Genomic DNA, 17,993 nt, shown 5'->3' on the forward strand with positions numbered 1-17,993 from the left:
GTGGCGACGAGCCGTGCGGCAGTTGGTCGCCAGTGGCCGGCGATCCCGCATCTGGATTGCCCTTGACGCCATTACTTTCCGGACTCGATATCGGCCGCACTCTCCGGTGCCGAGGGAGCAGGTTCACCCGGACGATTCGTCGCTGTGTCCGCCGACGACGGTTGGATCAGCGTCCAGATGACCGGCACCTGCTCCACAGCGCCGGGAGGGTGGCGCTTACTCACAGCAGCCCGGACATCGTCGATGAACGCTTGTGCCTCTGGCAGTCTCCGGTGCCGCAGGTAGCTGCCGATGTCGTAGTGCCCATCCATCAATTCGTGCACTATCGAGGCGAATCGCTGGACCATTTGGTCTTCAGGCGACAACGTGTCGACGTCGAGAAGCACCTGCTCTTGCAAGGCGTGATGGAGCAGTGCGGGGGCGGCATCGGACGGTGCGGTCATCATTTGCGCAACTACCGACGTGAACCATCGACCTATGCGATTCTCTCCGGTCTGCGGACCGGCGTCGTAAGCCTCGAGCAGTTCGTAAGCGTGGTTGGACAGGTAACGCTCGGCGACGTCGGTCATCAAGTACTCGTAGCCCCGCTCGGAGCCATTAATGTCGAGAGCCAGGTCAGAATAGAGTCGCGAGCGCATGTATGGCGGCGTCAGATTCGTTTGCAGCCGGCAGAGCGGGAAGTGCAGACCGAATTCCCCGTCTCGTGGGATCGTGGCCCAGACATCACGCTCTGCGAGCGTGATCATCGGCGGCCCCATCAGCTTATGGTCGAGGTCGAGTAACGGCCGTGCTGCTATCAACGCGGCGTAGAGGGACTGCAGAATCTCGTCGAGGGACAAACTGCGGCAAGGGCGACCGATCACGGTGGCCCGGCTCGTGCTGTCGCTTCCGCCCGACTGCTGCGGCGACCCCGCACGCATCGTCACCCATTTCCAGATAGGCACCGGCTTGCCTGGCAACCGTTCCCGGTACTGCACGATAAGCCGCGGGCCCTCCGACGTATTGGATAGGCCCATCAGCGCTTCCGCTTCCAACGCGGCCCCGGTGAACGCCGCAAGGGCCCCGATGCGAGCACTCCGCGCGGCTATCCAGCGGAGCTCCCAGGCATGCCGCTCCGGGCTTTCGCTCCAGGCCCTGCCGGATAGCTCACCAGGTTCGGCCTTCGGCATCAGCGCGTATTCGCCGCCCGGAGTGTTCACCAGTACAGGCTCGGCCGCTTCGGCAAGACCCCGCGCTGCCTCGGCATATGCCCGCATCGCCTCGGCTTGCTTCGGATTCCTATCCAACCGCTCGGCTGCCTCGGCGAGCACCTGCTCTGCCTCGGCAAACAGTCGCTCGGCCTCGATCAGGGCGGGACTCCTATCTCCCTGCTCGACCGCCGTGGCCGCATCACCCTCGGGTGCCGAGCCCGCAGCGGCCGGTTCTTGTTCGGCTGCGTCCCGTTGCGTGTGGTCTGCACCAGGCGTCGCCGGATGCTTGGCGTCCCCCGGGCCGAGCCTGGTGAAGATCCACGGGTTCGGCGTACCGGATCTCTGCTTCTTCAGCTCGGACCCGGGCGCGACAGACAGGTCCAAGTCCGGTGTTCTGCTCAGCGGACGGTCCGTCACGTTCGCGATGTCGATGGGCGCTGGCGGCATCGCGCCCCTCGGGCGCGGGGCCTGTGGTGCGGCGGCGCGCACCGTGTCAGGTCCGACAACCATCAGCGAATGGGGTAGTTCGATCGTCTCCATCAGTTCCGGTGGCCCCAAGTGGGTCGGCTTCGGCGCGTGCTCAGCAAGGCCCGACTCTTCCGGAGCCGGGGCCCACCACGGGCCCGAAGGCGTGGGCGGCACTTTGGACTGCTCGAGCGGCGCACGGTTCGTCGGAGCCGGTTCCGTGGGAGCCGGCCCCCGGCGCCGCCATGGCGACGACTTGGATGGGTCCTGCGGTGCACCGCCGCGGTCGACGGCCGAGTACGCACGCGTCTCGCCTTGATCCTGAGCCTTGCCGGTGGGGCCGGGGCTGCGGGCTGCTTTCTGACTGGGCGCTCCCCGCAGTGCCCAAGGGGAGCGACCATTCTGCTGCGGCTCGGCAGGCGATGGTGTCGCCACTGACGCATAGCGCGTGTTGCCCATTACCAGCTCATCGTTCGTAACGGGTTCGCCGGGGACCACGGCGTTCCGATTCGGGCCGTGGTCATTCGACGGCGCACCCCACCCCGCGCCGGTCTGCGGGTCCACCATGAACCCCAACCATGGTTGCGCCTTCGCGCTGCGAGAGTTCTTCTGAGCGGGGAGATCCAGCGCCTCTACCAGATCAAAGCCGAACAAGGACTCCACACCCGGAGGCTGACTGCCACCTGCGGAGCCGCCCCCGAGTTGCTTGGCTGTTCGGTCGTTGCCCGAGGACTCCGGGGTGGCCTTTTCGGTTCGCGTGAGTCGATCGGTGAACTGCTGAAGCCGGCTTTTCGGCGGGCTGAGGTCGCGGAGATCGGCCGAACCGTCGACCAACTTCTCCTGGAGCCGTTCCAGCAGTCGCTCTACATGGGTGTCGGCCATGCCTTGGAACAGGCGAGCCATCACATCCGCAGGGTGATTGTTGCCGAGGGGCGCGGCGACCTGCCAGGCGTTGCCGACGGCCTTCAGATCGACCTGGAAGATCGCTGTCGAAGTGCGGACGAACTCCTTCTTGAACTGCGGAAATCGACGAGACTCCACCGAATTGGCTGCCTCATCGGCGGGCGGCGGTAGCGGCACCTGCCTGATATGCAACCGGTATGCGGCCTCTGCCGGATGTGGTGCGGTCACCGCCGGATCGGCCTTGACGGTCTTGAAGCCGCGCACCGTGAAGTCCGGCCGCAGTTCGCCCAGTCTATCTTCGAGCCCGGCGGAATCGGTGAGGGTGAAGAAGCAATCCGGACCGAGTTGACGGAGCCAGTCGTCGAACCCGAGGTCGGTGCGTGGCTTCGTTGGGTCCGTTTCGAGACGATAACCAGCCCAGATCCTGAGCATTTCGAGCGGAGCTTCCTCAGCGGTAGGCCGCCGGTATAGTCCCTCTGCGGCTGCCGACTCGATAGGACTGACGTCGTACAGACCTTCGAGGCCGGGCTCGACCAGCAGATATTCGATCCGGTACTGGGAGCCCCACAGCACCTCGGGGAAGTCGATCCGGTCCGCCTCCGGGTCGATGGGCGGGCTGGCCGCCAACGTAAGCAGCGCATCCATGTGCCGACCCTCCGTTGCCGCGACAACCAGCAGTTTGCGGCCCCTACCGTGGGGACCTTCGAGGTAGTTGTCGGGGAATTCGGCTACATGACCGGGCAATAGAGTGCCGCCGGGGTTTCTTTGCATCAGGTCGGCGATCGCGCGGCTCGCGAGCTCGGACGCCGCGGCCTCGGACATCGCGGCCGGCTTCGGTGTATCGGTGGGTAGCCCGGAACCGGGGTCGGCGTCCGGTAAGGCGGGAGCGTCATCCGGCCAGGGACGGTAGGTGCCGACATTGTCGCCGGCGTGGCGTACAACGTCGAATGCGATTTCGGCGGCTTCGAATCCGACGTTGCCGAGGTATTTGCGCACCGCCTTGCGGCCGGCCTTGGCAGCGGCTTGCTCCGCGCCGGTGCCCGAGCCGCCCGCGGCGTTCTCATAGGCCCGGTTGTACGCGATTTCGGCGGAGCCTTCCGGCACGAACCGGCCCGATTCGCGCAGCATAGGCAACGTTTCGATTTCCATGACGAATTGGTCGGTGAGCTTCTCCCACATCGCCAACGTTTCCTTGGGCCGCACCGGTAGCGCCTCGCCTTCGGCAGGCTCGAAGCCGTGTGCGGAGTCCCATTCCGCCCGGTAATGCGTCGCGTAGTCGACTCCGCCGACCAGCGGCCCCGCTTCGATCAGCTTGGCGCGCACTGCACGGATACCTGCCTGATGGGCGGCGGCATCCACCATGGTTGCCACGATTTCTTGATGCTGTCGGTAGCCCCGCTTGGCGATCCGCCGCGCCGCCGCGCCGATCATGTTGGCGACGGCGGTTGGGTTTTGGTGGTAGGCCCGCTCGGCGATCTGTCGCGCCGCAGTGAACGCATCGTGGTAGGCCAGCGACAGCAGACTCTCCCGGCCGAGGTTACGGTGGTGTCCGTCTAGGCGTAGCCGGTCGAATTCGAAGGCCCGCGCGTGGGCCAGCGCCTGCACGTCCAGCATCTGATTGACATAGTCGTCGCGTAGCGCCGTCAGGCGTTCCAGCGAATTCCCTGTTGCCGGATGCAGCCGCTCGATCACCGATGCCGCCCACACCAACTCCGACGCATGCTCGGCGGGGTCCAATCCATATTGCAGGACAACGCTGTTCGACACGGGGTCGTAACCGGCGAAACGGCCTCGAATTACCCGGCCGCCGGCGGTATCCAGAGCAACGGTCGCCGCCGGATCGGTGCTGAATTGGATACCGACGTCACGCCGCTGCAATATCCCCCGTGACTTGCGGCCGATATCGTTGCGGTCCAGCTCCCGCCATGCGTTGTCCACCGCAGTGGCTGCCGCTTTCGCGAGCTGCCCTGCACCCCATGTGGCGTCCGGGCGGAACGTCGGCGATGGCTCCGACCACATCGCCTCCACCAACTCCTCGGCGAGGTCCGTTGTACGGACCCTGGCGACCACGCCACCAGACTCCTGGACGGAGAACCCCATGACGTGGGGCGGTGATTGTCCTAGCTCGATAGTGGGCGGAATGTTCGGGTCGGCATCCAGAGCCGCTTGTATATTGGCGGCAACGTCATTGGAGTCGAGCACGAGCATTTGCGGTGACGGGCCGTCGACGATCGCGACTTGATCGGTAATCCAACGGCCACCCGAGGCAACCACTTCGGCGTCGACCCGCTCGTGCCAGATGTTTGTGGTGATCGCCGTCTCGACCCGAGCCAGGTCTGCCTCGGCCGCCGCCCGCCGCGCCATCCCGTCCGCGAGGAGGTTGAGTTCGAACCATGCCTTTCGGTCCTCGACGCTCTGCCCTTCATATTCCAGCAACTGGTAGGCGCGGGGCAGGTCGACAGCGAGGTGGTCGTATACGCGCTGTCGCAGGCGATCGAATTCCTCATTGATCCGGAGCAAAGCACGTTGTGCCGCTTTATGCTCGCGTACCAACCTTTCCAGCTGCCGCGCCGATTCGGTCGTGGGCGGGACGTACTCGACGTCGGTGGCGTCGTTGGTCTGCCAGCGTTCCCACTCGCGACTGTGTTCTCGACTATCGCCGTCGAACCACTCGCTCGACATGAGCTCGATGACGCCGGCTTCTCGTCCGATCCGGCGCAACAGCGCTGGTTCGATGGTCGAATCCTGTTGTCGTGCCGCACCGACCGCCGCGTCATAGGCAGCGAAGTATGCGGCTTTCTGCTCCCCGTCGAGAGCATTTTCCAGGCTCTCACCCAATGAGGTGCGCGGCGGATCGAAACCCTGTGCGGTCCATTCCCGGTCGAATTCGGCTCGAGCGCCCAAGACGAATGCTTTGGCGAGGCGCTGTGACTGTAGATAGTCGGCGAGGTCGGTGCCCCGGATTCTGGCCGGTTGCAGCTCGAGCTGTCCGGCACTCACCGCAACCGCCAGCGCGTTGAACCCCACGATCGTGCTGGCCTGCTCCGCTTGACTACGGTCGTGAGTCTGGATGACGAAGGTCATGTTCCGCAGGTTGATTGAATCGGTCGCACCCGGGTCGTTCGTGAACTGGATACCCGCACCGACTTTCCACAGCCCGTTCATGGCCTCGGCCCCGACCTCGGTGCGCGCCAATATTTCTTCGACGGGACCGGCCGCTGGATCCGGTGGATGAATCAACCGCCGTCCCGTCGTCGGCACCTCAGACCTGGAACCCGACGGACCGTCCGGCGTATCGCGCGGGTCGCTCTTGCCGCCTTGCTCATGCTCACCCTCGTGGCGGGCAACGATCGGCTCGACCGGGTGGTCGATGATCTCGGCATCTGCGCCCCGGTGAGGTTGGGTGGTCGACTCATTCGCGATGGGGAGCGGGTTCGGCGGCTGGTTAGTGGCCGTCGGCTGTGTGGATTCGTGGTTGTTGGGGTCCCCGGCGGGGTGACTGAGGAGTTTTTTGGGGTGTCGGCTGTGTGCGCGGGTGCGGGGTGGTTCGGGGAGTGTAGTTGGTGTGCCGTTCTGGTTCGTGAAGTAGGCGAGGTAGAGGGTGGTCCCTTTGCTGTAGTTGGGCCGCCGCCATTTATTCTGCCCGTTCTCATCGCCGTCAATGTTGCGTATGTGAGGGGTGTTGATGTCGGGTTTGTCGATGGGGGAGTCGATGTGGTGTTTGGTGATTCCGTTGGCGGATTTGGTGGACCGCGCGGCATTGGCGTCGCTGTCGTAGATGAAAATTTGGTCGTCGCCGTTTTTGCCTTCGACGTTCCAGATGATGTAGGTGTGTCCGTCGACGGCGGCAACGAGGGTATCGATACCGTTTGTTCGGTTGCGGACGGTTTCGATGGCGGTGTCGAGGGTGTCGTTCGCGTTGCCTGATTGTGCTCGGAGCTGGGTGCGGAGGACGGCTTCGAGGGGATTCCAGTTGTCGTCGGCGTCCCATTTGGGGTCGGTGTCGTCGGGTTCGGGTGAGCTGTCGTCGCCGAGTGCTCGGAATACGCGGGCCACTTGGATGGCGCAGTTTCGGATGACGGCGGGGGGGAGGGGTTCGGCTGCGGGGTGCTCGGTTGATCCATCGACGCGCGGTCGTGGTTCATGTTTGTGATTGCGGGTCGCGATCCCGAGCACCGACGCCGCGATGGCTGTCAAACCGAATATCGAGGCGTCTATCGCGCCTATCGTTAGCGAGCTCAGGTTCGCTAACATCGGTGTGGCGGCCACGCCGGCGGCTACTCCGCCGATAGTGCCGACTATGTTAAGTGTTGTAATCGCACCGCCGAGGGCTGGTGCAGGGACAACGGCGTTCCGTAGTCTGGCGTATCCTTTGTTGGAGAACATGTTGGCCGCACCGACTGCAACCATGCTCAAATAAAGGTTCAGCGGATCATTTGATACCCCCAACGTGGCCATGGAAACCGCCAAAGATAACAATGAGACCGGGTAGGTTATTTTAACGTTCATGGCTTTGGCAAACTTATCCGGCACAAACCCTGCCAGAATGAGCCCGGTGCCGATCCCTGACACGACCAGCCCCATCGCCCCGGCCGAAAAGTTGTTATCGACGAATGCTTTCGTCAATTGCACGCCGCCAAGCGTGTTCGCGAAGATCGCCGGGCCGCTCATTATGAGATGGCCGAGCAAGAACGGATCATGCACGATGTCGCGGAATCCATCCGTGAAAGAGGCTTTTTCATCCGCCTTCAGTGGAGGTGCCGAGGGCAGATAGTGCAGGACTATTATATTTACCAATTTAGAAATGCCGTTGACTGCGAATGAGGCTACCGGGGCGATCCCTACGATAAAGGGGCCCGCGGCCTTGCCTCCGGCGCTGGCGTATGCACGCTCCATTAGCGAATAGTTTGTAGCGTCTGCTTTTTCTTCGTCGTTTCTAGCCACCTGTTGGCCGAAGACGGGGCTGATTGTTCCGACGATACTATCGGTTGCCGCCGTGAGAACCATAGCGCCCGCGATGGCCCACGCAGCTCCGTTCCAATCGAATAGGACCCAGGCGCCGCTGCCCAGCATGGTCAGGAGTCCGGCGCCCGATAGCGCTTCCAATACTTTACGGTTGTCGAGCTGTGACAATGGTCCGGCTATTAAGTTAGCTCCCAGCGTGGCCACTTGGGTTGCGGCCGCCACGCCGCCGAGCATCGCCGTCGAACCATTATCAGCTTGCACGAGCACCACGCTGATGCCGCTGGTCCAGGCGTTGCCAAAACCTGAGGAGAGACCAGAGGCGAGGAACTGCTCGGCGAGCTGTGGGTTCCTGGGAGCTTTGCCGCGGATCCATTGCAGGAATCCGGATTTCGCGGATTCGTCGGGTTGCGCGGCTTCGCCGGGCTCCGCGGGGGGCTGGCCCGGGATTTGGTGTTTTTGTTGTTCTTGCTTCGCGGGCTTCGATTCGGTGGGAGTCACCGCTGGTGTGGGAGGCGCTGCCGAGTCCGGTGGCGCGATCGGCGGTTTCGGTTGCTTCTTGGGTTTACGCTTCCGGCGGCCATCGGGATCCTCGCCCATGGTCAGCCTGACCGATGGGGACAGACGGCCTTTCTTTACCTCCTTGTCTGGTGCCGTGCGTTGTAGAGGTGGTGGCCCTTCGATACGAGGAACCCCACTGATGTCGGGGATTTCGCCGCGGCTGTCGGGGTTGGGACCGGGCGGGGTCGACATCGGGGGGACCGGCGCGCCCGGGGTTCTCGGGTCCGGGGGAGTGGCGTAGCGGCTGGGTCGGGGGGACTCGAGGGGTGTTTCTGTCGTGGCAGGCAAACGGGGCGACAGCAGGGGGTCTTGGCTGTGCGCAGGAGGCGTGACCTCCAGCGGAGGCTTCGTCCCGGTCCATGGCGAAACCGGGCTGTTCGGTTCTTCCAGCTCGTCGGGGACATTGAACGGTGAGATCATGGGGGCCGGTTTGGCGGGCAGGTTCGCCGGGGATTGCGCGGGCAGGTGCGGAATCAGCGGCGTGATGTCCTCGGGCCGTTCGTCTTCCGGTGGTTCCGGAACGCCTGGTAGCGGTACGTAATCCGGCTTCGGGAAGGTGTAATCCTGAGGCAACGTCTCCGGAAAGTTCGGTACTGGTCGCACATAGGTATTCGGAACGCTGCCTGGATGGGGGCCTGGGAAGGTGAGTGGGTCAGGCTGGACGAACTCCTCGGGCTCCTCCTCGTCTAGGTCCGGCCGGGTGTTCATCGCGCCGAGCAGGTTGGGCGTGGCTTCTAGCGCTTCGGAGCCGAGCTGGGGCCGGTTCGTTATCGGTGGGCCGAGATCGGATACTGGCATCGGCGTAAACGACTGCGCGGCAGATTGATTGGTGGCTGCCAGTGGTGTGCCCGCCTTGGGCGCGGGATCCGTCGCGTTCGAGGCCGGGTGAGCCTGTTGTGCGGGTGTGTGCTCAGGAACGGTTCTCGGTGTCGCCTGCGCGATGGGATTGGGTGTGTCGGGGACCGGCGGGACGGGTGTGTGGTCGGGAACAGTCTTCGGGGTGGCGGTGGGGCCATTTGTGTCGGCGGCCGGGTGCTGCGGTGTCGCTTGTGCGGCGGGGCCGATCGTTTCGGAGGTCGGTCGTGGCGATTGCGGTGGCGTGCTCTCCGGAACTGCACTCGACGGGGTTGGTTGGTCGGCACCGTGGTCGAGCTTTGGCTTCGGCGGGGCGTGATCCGAACCCGTCATCGTTGGGTCTGCTTGCGCGGCAGGACTATTCGGTTCGGCGGCAACACCTGCCAGTGGATGGTCGGTGGCCTTCGGGATGGTCGCGGGGTTGTTCGCGTCGACGACAGGGCCGTGTGATGCTGAAGGCGTGGCATCGGGTGCTGTCGGCCGACCGGGCTGTGGCGCAAGGTCGTTGCCTTCGGGCACGGAATGCGACGTCGGCGCGGGCGCGTCGGCTGCACCGACATCCGGCGAGTTTGCCCGCGCGCCTTGGCCGTTCGCCTCGGGTGCGGGACTCGGCGCCACCGGTGGTGCGACTTCGGTGATCCCCTCGTCGAACAGCTTCGCTAGGTCACGGGCGAACGCGGCCTCGAATGCGGCCTGGGCATCCGGATCAATGGGAGCGCCTTTGTTGCGCACCGGCGTGTCGACCGGCCGATCGAGAACGGTTGCTCCGCTATCCGATCGATACCCCATCAGGTCCTTTGGACCGTGCCCTCTCGGCGCCTGCCCAGGCTCGAGCGGCAATACTGCGGTTCCGTCGGCTTTGAAGGCGATACCGTGTGTGCTCTCGACATGCGACGTGAGATCTCGAAGCCATCGCCCGACAGCATTTTCCACGCGCGTCGTGGTTTTCTCGCCGACCTGTCGCCCCTGTGTGTCGACCCGCCATTCCACGACCTCGTTGCCGGATATTCTGCGGACGATGTTGCCGACCTGCTCGTGCACCTCGATATGGCCCTGCGCGTTCTTGCCGACCGCGAAGGCGTGCGCACCGGCATCCTTGAATTGCACGCCGCCGAAGATCGACCCATTGGTGCGCTGAGCGTGCTCGACCAATGCCTGCGGTGAGCTGTAGGTCAGCCAATCCCCGCGCAGCGCGCGCGCGGCCTGGTCACCGCTGACCCCCTTGGATCCAGCAGGCCGATCGCCGATTGCCGACAGGTCGATGGCGCCGTTCTCGGTCTTTTCCTTGATATAGGACGCCGCTTCCGGGACGCAGTTTCGCTGGCCCGCGCCGGCTTCATGTGCGGGCACGAACCCGCCGCCGCCATCGTCTGCGGGCGGCGAGTCCCCGTGCGCGCGGTCAACTGTGGTTCCGGGCGCGTCCTGTCCGGTCTGCGCGACCGAATTGTCGTGCGTGCTGGTTGATTCGGCTGCCGTGCCCGGCTCGGTGGCAGGAGCAGCGACCTCGTCGGCAGTCGACACGCCACCGGCTTCGTCTGGGCTGCCTACAACCTTGCCTTCGTTCTCGACTCGAACCCCCGGCTCCTGCGGCGTCGCTTCCGCGACTGGACGTTGATGCGTCGGGGTGTCAGCGCCGGCGCCGGGACCGGGTGTTTCCTGGCTGGTGCGTACCGCGCCCTCCGGTGTGATGACCTGCCCGGGCGCGGCTGTCGGCCTGCTCACCTGGCCTTCGGCGGGTGCGAATACCGTGTCGGTCGCGTTGCGCGCTCCTGGCGGAGACTGGGCGCCGCCCGAGGGTGGCGAAGGGTGAGGGCTGACGATTTGCGGACCGTGGACGTTGCCGTGTCCGAGCATGGCGGGTGGAGTGCCAGGTCCCGGTGGTCTACCTTCGGCGTTGGGCGGCAGCTTCATTTCGCCGAGGTTCAGCTTGTCGAGCTCGGCTCGGGCTTCGGCGTCGGCCCTTTGCTGGAGTGTGGCTTTGTCTATGGGCTCGAATCGACGTGCTCCGGCGGGCGGCTCGGCGCGATTGTTCATGAATTCGTTGGCGGCGCGGGCCTGTTGCGGTTTCATGCTCGCGATGTTCTCGGGGGTGAGGTCGTGGGCGACGGCTGCTTCGGCCTCTTTACCGGCGGCCATCATCTCCGGGGTCAGCCCGTCAGGGCGCGCTACCTGTCCCTCATCGGCCTCGGTGACGGGTTCGCTCACGCGTCGCTGATTGAGTCGGAGCTCCCGCCCTGCTCGGCTGCCGCCATCGCCCGCACTTGCGGCGGGGTTGTGACCTGCGGTCCGCACAGCACGGAAACCGGCACCGACTCCACCGAGCAAACCGCCGCCAATTCCCATCAGCACCGCGTCGGCCAGGTTCCCGCCGGTCCACATTCCTGCTGCCAAACCACCCGCCGCACCACCGGAAACCCCAGCGGCCATCACGCCCGCGACCCGCCAAGTATTCTGCGCGGCCTTCGACGCCGCGTTCGCTCCCAAACCAGTCACCGCAGGTGCGACGACGCTGCCGAGTCCGCCGCCGACCGCGCCGCCGATCGCGCCGGCCTCGGCCCCCAACTTGACTGCGTGCCAATCCACCGCCTCGCGATGGCCGTGCGCGACCTGAATGCTTTCGGCGACGGCACGGACACCACCCATGCTCAGGCCGCCGATCACCGCGCCTCGAGTCGCACCCCTGATCGTCATCGCCAGCATCGGACTTTCTGCCGCGAACCTCGACATCAGTTGCCGCATTCCGAAAACCAGCTGGCTCCACGCAGCCTTCATCCCCGCATCGGCGGTAATTCGATGGGCGGTCGCCGCCGGGACACCGGCGACGCCGAACGCCAGATCCACAAGCAACTGTGCCGCCAATACGCACGCGATGCCCTTAACCATGTACATCTCGAGTTCGAATGCGTTGGCACCTTCGTACAGCCGCTTCGCCATGCTGTTGCAGTGGTCGATCAGTTGCTGCGTGGATGCTTTGAGGTTTTTGTAGTCCTCGCGTAGCGCGTCGGCGACAACCCCGTTGGTCGCCGCTCGCAGCGCGCGCGCCTCGGACTCTTCGAGTTCCCGCAGAACCAGGACGAGTTTGTTGGCCGAGTCCGACCAGGCGTCGGCTGCCCGCCGCATCGCTTCGATCACCGCGTTCGGTATGTGCCCGAACACCATGTCCTGTAGCCCCGGGGGGATCCCGGGAAGAAGTGGCCCTGTCACCTGGTTTCCGAACGCCCTCGCGCGCTCTCGACGACCAATCGGTGCAGCACTTTCGCTGGTCCACTGGCCTTGTCACCGCACAGCTCGACCTCGGTGAACGCTTCGACCAATGCCGCGCGGGGTTCGAACCGAGAGTCCGAGAAACACCGGACGCTCAGCTGCGCGCGCCATTTCCGGTAGCCGGCAACGATGCCGGCCAGCGTGTCGGTCCGGTTCCATGGCCCGCTGATGCGCCGGTATTCGGCGATCAATGTTGCCTGCGCGCGTTCGCGTGCCGAGGGACCCGCAGCCGCCGCTATGACGCGACCGAGGTCGTTGACGATCGTCGAATAGATCAGATGTTCATCGGGTCCGGGTACCGATACGCCCGATGGAGTTGTGGCAGAGACGATGTCGGTGAGCTTGGCCGGGTCGGCCACGAGGGCGCTGTCGAGAATGAGCCAGCCGACTTCCCGATTCCACTTCACATCGGACGCCGCGTCGCCGAGCTCGGTGATCTCGATACCGCCGAGCTTCAGGAATGGGTACTTCCCGAGTATGTCGTCGATAGCCGCCGCGATCTGCCGCACCGAGCGTTCCGCGATGCCGGCGGTCTCGAACCCGACGATCCGCAAGCCATGCCTGGCGGCCAGCTCGCGCGCGGCTGCCATGGCCGCCTCGTCGGTCCGCACCCGTCGCGGTTGGACCGGAACGGTCTGTGGTCGACGAGTCTTTTTGTCTCGACGGGACTTCGCGTGCTTCGCGGGCGGCGGCCCCGGCGGCGGCCCGCCGGGCTGTGGCGGAATGACGCGCCCGGGAGGAACACCGCCGGGTGAGTTGCGTGGGCTCGGTGTGCCCGTCCCGGTGGGTGATATCGGTGCCCCCGCCGTGGTGGACGCCGCCGGTGCCGAAGCCCCTTTGCGCTGCCACGGTGTATCCGGCGCAGAGCCCGACCACGGTGTGTCCCAGGGTTTCCCGGCAGTTGCCGGGCGTTCGGACTTTCCGGACCCGGATGCGCCGCCGGGTGACGCGGAGTCCTTGGGGGTCGGCGGTGCGACGGAGCCGGGTAGCCCGCCCATCGGCTGCCCGTCGGGCAGTCCTGGTCCGGCGTTCGGACCATAGCCGGGATACTGCGGTTGATTCGGCGCGTACGGACTGCCGTTCGGTGCTGACTGTGGCTGTTCGAATCGAGGGGTAGGGCCCGGGGTTCCACTGGGATCCGGGGTGCCGCCCCGGGGATTCGGTGTGGAACCGGGTGGCGCCGCTGGGGATCGTCCCGGGCTGGGCGGCGGTTGGTTGAATGACGGGGTAGGAGTGTTCCAATCGGGTTGGATGCCATCGAGATCCAGATTGCGGATCTGACTGGCGATGTCCCGGTCCTGGCTGTGGAACGCGTCGGCGGCGTCGGTGACACCAGCACTGGTGCCGCGCAGGTTGTCGACCAGGTTCGCATAGCCCGCCAGCCCTTTTTCCGCGTCGGGTTCATAGCTTTCGCCGAAGATGCGGCCCGGCTCGTCGTTGCCCCAGCATTGGCCCTCCGCCGCGAGTGCGGCCTTCAGCCGTGCCAGCTCGTTGCCGGCCATGTCGGCGAGCGCAGTGAGCTCGGGTGCCAACGCCCGTAGTAGGTCCGGGTCGACCTCCAACGATTCGCCCATGCCCGGCTGTCCTTTCAACCCTGATTCGGTGGAACCGAGAAGAAGGTTCTCCTCCATCGATTATCGCTGCTTGTTTAACTGTTCCCACTCTTGGGAAAGCTAGTAAGTCGCCCCGGTGGAGCGGGAATCGTGCAGGGTGCGGACCGGGAGGTCGCGGAGATCCTCGGTCACGACCGCGAGAGCCGAAGGTCAGGGAATCGTTCGAATAGCAGGGGCGGAGTGCCTGCTTCCCACGCCTTCGCTTTCTCGATGATGGCGTCGCCGACGGTGATGTCATCGGTGGCGCGAGGTCGATGCTGATCATGGCGGCCAGCGGTGAAAGTCCTTTGCGCAGAATCTGTTTGCCCGCGATTTTGGTGTGTCCGTCGGGGCGCCTTTTTTCTGGTGGCCGTAGACCGGGCGCGGCAGTGAGTCGATATCGATGACCTCCCGAACGCCCGCGCCGGCAGCAGATCGACACGGGCGGTCAGGGGTCCTTTCTTCAACTACTCATATCTATCCCGCCCGGTCGGTATTCTCTTTGGATACGAAAGGCACTGATCAGCGAGGATCCGGACATTATGTCCCGGGGGGCGTGGCCACCGCACGTCGACTCGAACACCCGAACCCTCCGCTGTATCGCCGGTGCCGGGGGCTATACATCCCGGCGCTACGGCCGCATCGATCGGCGTTTGCGCGAGTGTGCGGCATGAGGTCCGGAGCCCGGACAACAGGATCGATGGCGAACGAACAGCTCTAGTTTGCTGGAGGTGGATGATGGTCAGAAAGTTCGAAGGGCAGGTTGCGCTCGACATACGCGAGTCGGTTCCCGATTGGGGGCCTTTCGCGGAGCCGACGGCACCGCAGGGTGCGCCGAACGTGCTGTATCTGGTGTGGGACGACATCGGGTTCGGCACCTGGGACGGCTACGGCGGTCTGGTCGAGATGCCGAACATGAAGCGAATCGCTGATCGCGGTGTCCGGTTCACGCAGTTCCACACCACCGCGCTGTGTTCACCCAGCCGTGCCGCCTTGATGACCGGCCGGAACGCGACCTCGGTCGGCATGGCGACGATCGAGGAATTCACCGATGGGTTCCCGAGTATGTGTGGTCGCATTCCGGCCGAAACCGCTTTGCTGTCAGAGGTATTGGGCGAGCGAGGGTGGAACACGTATGCGGTCGGCAAATGGCATATGACTCCACTGGAGGAGGAGAATCTGGCGGCATCGAAGCGGCATTGGCCGCTGGGGCGTGGGTTCGAGCGGTTCTACGGTTTCCTGGGTGGAGAGGCCGACCAGTGGTATCCGAATCTCGTGTACGACAATCACCCGGTCTCGCAGCCGTACACACCGGAGGACGGGTATCACCTGTCGAAGGATTTGGCCGACAAGTCGATCGAGTTCATCCGCGATTCGAAGGTGATTGCCCCCGACAAACCGTGGTTCACGTACCTGTGCCCGGGGTGCGGGCATGCGCCGCACCACGTGCCGAAGGAATGGGCCGACAAGTACCGCGGCCGGTTCGACATGGGCTATGAGAAGTATCGCGAGATCGTGCTGGAGAACCAGAAGCGCATGGGTCTGCTGCCGGAAAACACCGAGCTCTCGCCCGTGAACCCGTACTCGAATGTCACCAGTGCGGAAGGTAAGCCATGGCCGACACAGGACACGGTGCGACCGTGGGATTCGCTATCGGAAGACGAGAAGCGGCTGTTCTGTCGTCAGGCGGAGGTCTTCGCCGGTTTCGTTTCCTACACCGACGCGCAGATCGGTCGGCTGCTGGACTATCTCGAGGAAAGCGGCCAACTGGACAACACCATCATTGTCGCGCTGTCGGACAACGGGGCCAGCGGCGAGGGCGGCCCGAACGGCACCGTCAACGAGATGAAGTTCTTCAACGGCTACATAGACACGATCGATGACAGTTTGGCGAAGCTCGACGAGCTGGGTTCGCCGACCACCTACAACCACTACAGCATCGGCTGGGCGATGGCGTTCAATACGCCATACAAGCTGTACAAGCGGTATGCCTCGCACGAAGGCGGTATCGCCGACATGTGCCTCATGTCGTGGCCGGCCGGGATGGCGGCCCGCGGTGAGCTTCGCCACCAGTACCTCAACGTCTGCGATATCACCCCCACCGTTTACGAACTGCTCGGCATCACGCCCCCGGACACGGTGAAGAATGTGGTGCAGCGTCCCCTGGAAGGTGTCGGTTTCCAGGCGCTGGTCGATGACCCGGGCGCGGACACGGGCAAGCACACTCAGTTCTATTCGATGCTGGGCACACGCGGGATCTGGCATCGCGGATGGTTCGCCAACACCGTTCATGCGGCATGCCCGTCCGGTTGGGGCCATTTCGACAAGGATCGCTGGGAACTGTTCCATCTCGAGCAGGACCGCAGCCAGACCCACGACCTCGCCGAGGTTCATCCCGAGAAGCTGGATGAGCTGAAGGCGCTGTGGTTCTCGGAAGCCGACAAGTACAACGGAATGCCGCTGAACGACCTCGACATTATCTCCGCGATCACCCGCTACCGCCCGACATACGCCGGTAAGCGGGACAACTACGTCTACTATCCGGGCGCCGCGGAAGTGGGACCGGGTGCGGCGCTGGAGATTCACGGACGGTCCTACGCATTGCTGGCCGAGACGACGATTACCGGCACGGACGCCAAGGGCGTGCTGTTCGCCCACGGTGGGCGACTCGGTGGGCACACCCTGTTCGTCCAGGACGGGTACCTGTACTACATCTACAACTTCCTCGGTGAGGAAGAACAGACCATCGTGTCCGATCGCCCGCTACCCCTTGGCGATCACGTCCTCGGGGTTCGGTACGAACGTCACGGAACCCGCCCTGACAATTTCACGCCTACCGGTGCGGCCGTCCTGTACATCGATGAGAACCCGGTCGGCTCACTCGATGACATGCGGACCCAGCCCGTCACCTTCTCCGGTGTGGGAGAAGGGACCCGCGTGGGTCATGACAGCGGTCAGTCCGTTTCCGCGCGCTACCGGTCACCGTTTCCGTTCACCGGGGGAACCGTCCACCAGGTGGTCGCGGATGTCAGCGGAAAACCCTACGAGGACCTGGAAATGGCGGTGGCTGCGGCCTTTTCGCGCGACTGAAGGGAGCGTCCATGGCGACCGCAATCCGCACCGATGTCCGTCGCGGCATGGTCCGGATACCCGGCGGCAGCTTCGCGATGGGATCAGACGACTTCTTCCCCGAAGAGCGGCCGGTGCACCGGGTGCGGGTCGATTCGTTCTGGATCGACCCGCACCCGGTGACCAACGCCGCGTTCCGACGCTTCGTGAAGCAGACCGGATACGTCACGGTCGCCGAACGGATTCCCACAGCCGAGGACTACCCGGACGCGGAGCCGGGGAACCTGCTCCCCGGTGCACTGGTGTTCCGGCCCACCAGTGGACCGGTGCCGTTGGACAACTGGCGCTGCTGGTGGCGGTACGTCCCCGGGGCAAGCTGGCGTCGCCCGCACGGTCGCGGCAGCACACTCGACGGGCTCGACCGCCGCCCGGTCACCCAGGTCGCCTACGAGGACGCTGCGGCGTACGCGGCCTGGGCTGGCAAACAGCTACCGACCGAGGCGGAATGGGAGTATGCGGCGCGCGGGGGACTGGACGGGGCCGTCTACGCGTGGGGGGACGAGTTCGAACCCACCGGTCGGCGCATGGCCAATATCTGGGTCGGCGCGTTTCCCTGGCAATTCCACCCCGGCCGAGGACAGACGCGGACACCGGGCACCACGGCGGTCGGCACCTTTTCGCCCAACGGTTACGGCCTTTACGACATGACCGGCAACGTATGGGAGTGGACCGTCGACTACTTCCACCCCTGGCACCCCAAGTCGGACTGCTGCGCCCCGCGCAACCCGCGGGCGGATACACCCGAACCAGCAGCGCCGCAGCGCTTTCCATGCCGCGTCGTGAAGGGCGGCTCGTATTTGTGCGCGGCCTGCTACTGCCTGCGCTACCGGCCTGCCGCCCGACAGGGGCAAACCGAGGACACGGCCACTTGCCACCTCGGCTTCCGGTGCGTTGTGCGCGAAGCAGCTCCGTGAAAATGTCAGCCACATGCTCGAGTCACCCACGATCGCCTCCCAGCACGGGCCGCGGAACGTTGCCTCGCGGAAGCCCCCTGGCTGGAGAACCTCGATCCGCGGCAGTCCATAGGGGTGGAGAACGTCACCCCGATGGAGTCGGAGCCTCCGTAGTACCT

General features: G+C 64.8%; 4 protein-coding genes and 1 pseudogene. 2 read left to right on the forward strand and 3 right to left on the reverse strand.

Annotation, left to right across the window (positions count from 1 at the left end; all coding sequences use genetic code 11):
- Nucleotides 1–71: 71 nt before the first annotated feature.
- The 3 genes and pseudogenes from LKE06_RS15095 to LKE06_RS33190 all read right to left on the reverse strand — a co-directional run.
- Nucleotides 72–12,140 carry an MFS transporter gene (locus LKE06_RS15095; RefSeq protein ID WP_227999537.1) on the reverse strand — a complete coding sequence of 4,023 codons (12,069 nt, stop codon included), beginning with the start codon at nt 12,138–12,140 and terminating at the stop codon, nt 72–74.
- Complete coding sequence (locus LKE06_RS15100; RefSeq protein WP_227999539.1) at nt 12,137–13,831, reverse strand: hypothetical protein; 1,695 nt, start codon at nt 13,829–13,831, stop codon at nt 12,137–12,139. The genes LKE06_RS15095 and LKE06_RS15100 overlap by 4 nt, the downstream gene beginning before the upstream one ends.
- A gap of 217 nt (nt 13,832–14,048) precedes the next feature.
- Nucleotides 14,049–14,244: pseudogene (locus LKE06_RS33190) on the reverse strand (IS1380 family transposase); the annotation flags it as partial.
- A 286-nt stretch (nt 14,245–14,530) separates the two neighbouring features.
- On the opposite strand from LKE06_RS33190, the gene LKE06_RS15105 reads away from it, so the two are divergent.
- Nucleotides 14,531–16,882: an arylsulfatase gene (locus tag LKE06_RS15105; RefSeq protein WP_227999541.1), complete on the forward strand. Its 2,352-nt coding sequence runs from the start codon at nt 14,531–14,533 to the stop codon at nt 16,880–16,882.
- A gap of 11 nt (nt 16,883–16,893) precedes the next feature.
- A complete protein-coding gene (locus LKE06_RS15110; protein ID WP_227999543.1) occupies nt 16,894–17,835 on the forward strand; it encodes a formylglycine-generating enzyme family protein in 942 nt (313 codons plus the stop codon).
- The last annotated feature ends 158 nt before the right edge of the window (nt 17,836–17,993 follow it).

The sequence above is a fragment of the Nocardia australiensis genome (assembly GCF_020733705.1).
GTDB classification, from domain to species: Bacteria; Actinomycetota; Actinomycetes; order Mycobacteriales; family Mycobacteriaceae; genus Nocardia; species Nocardia australiensis.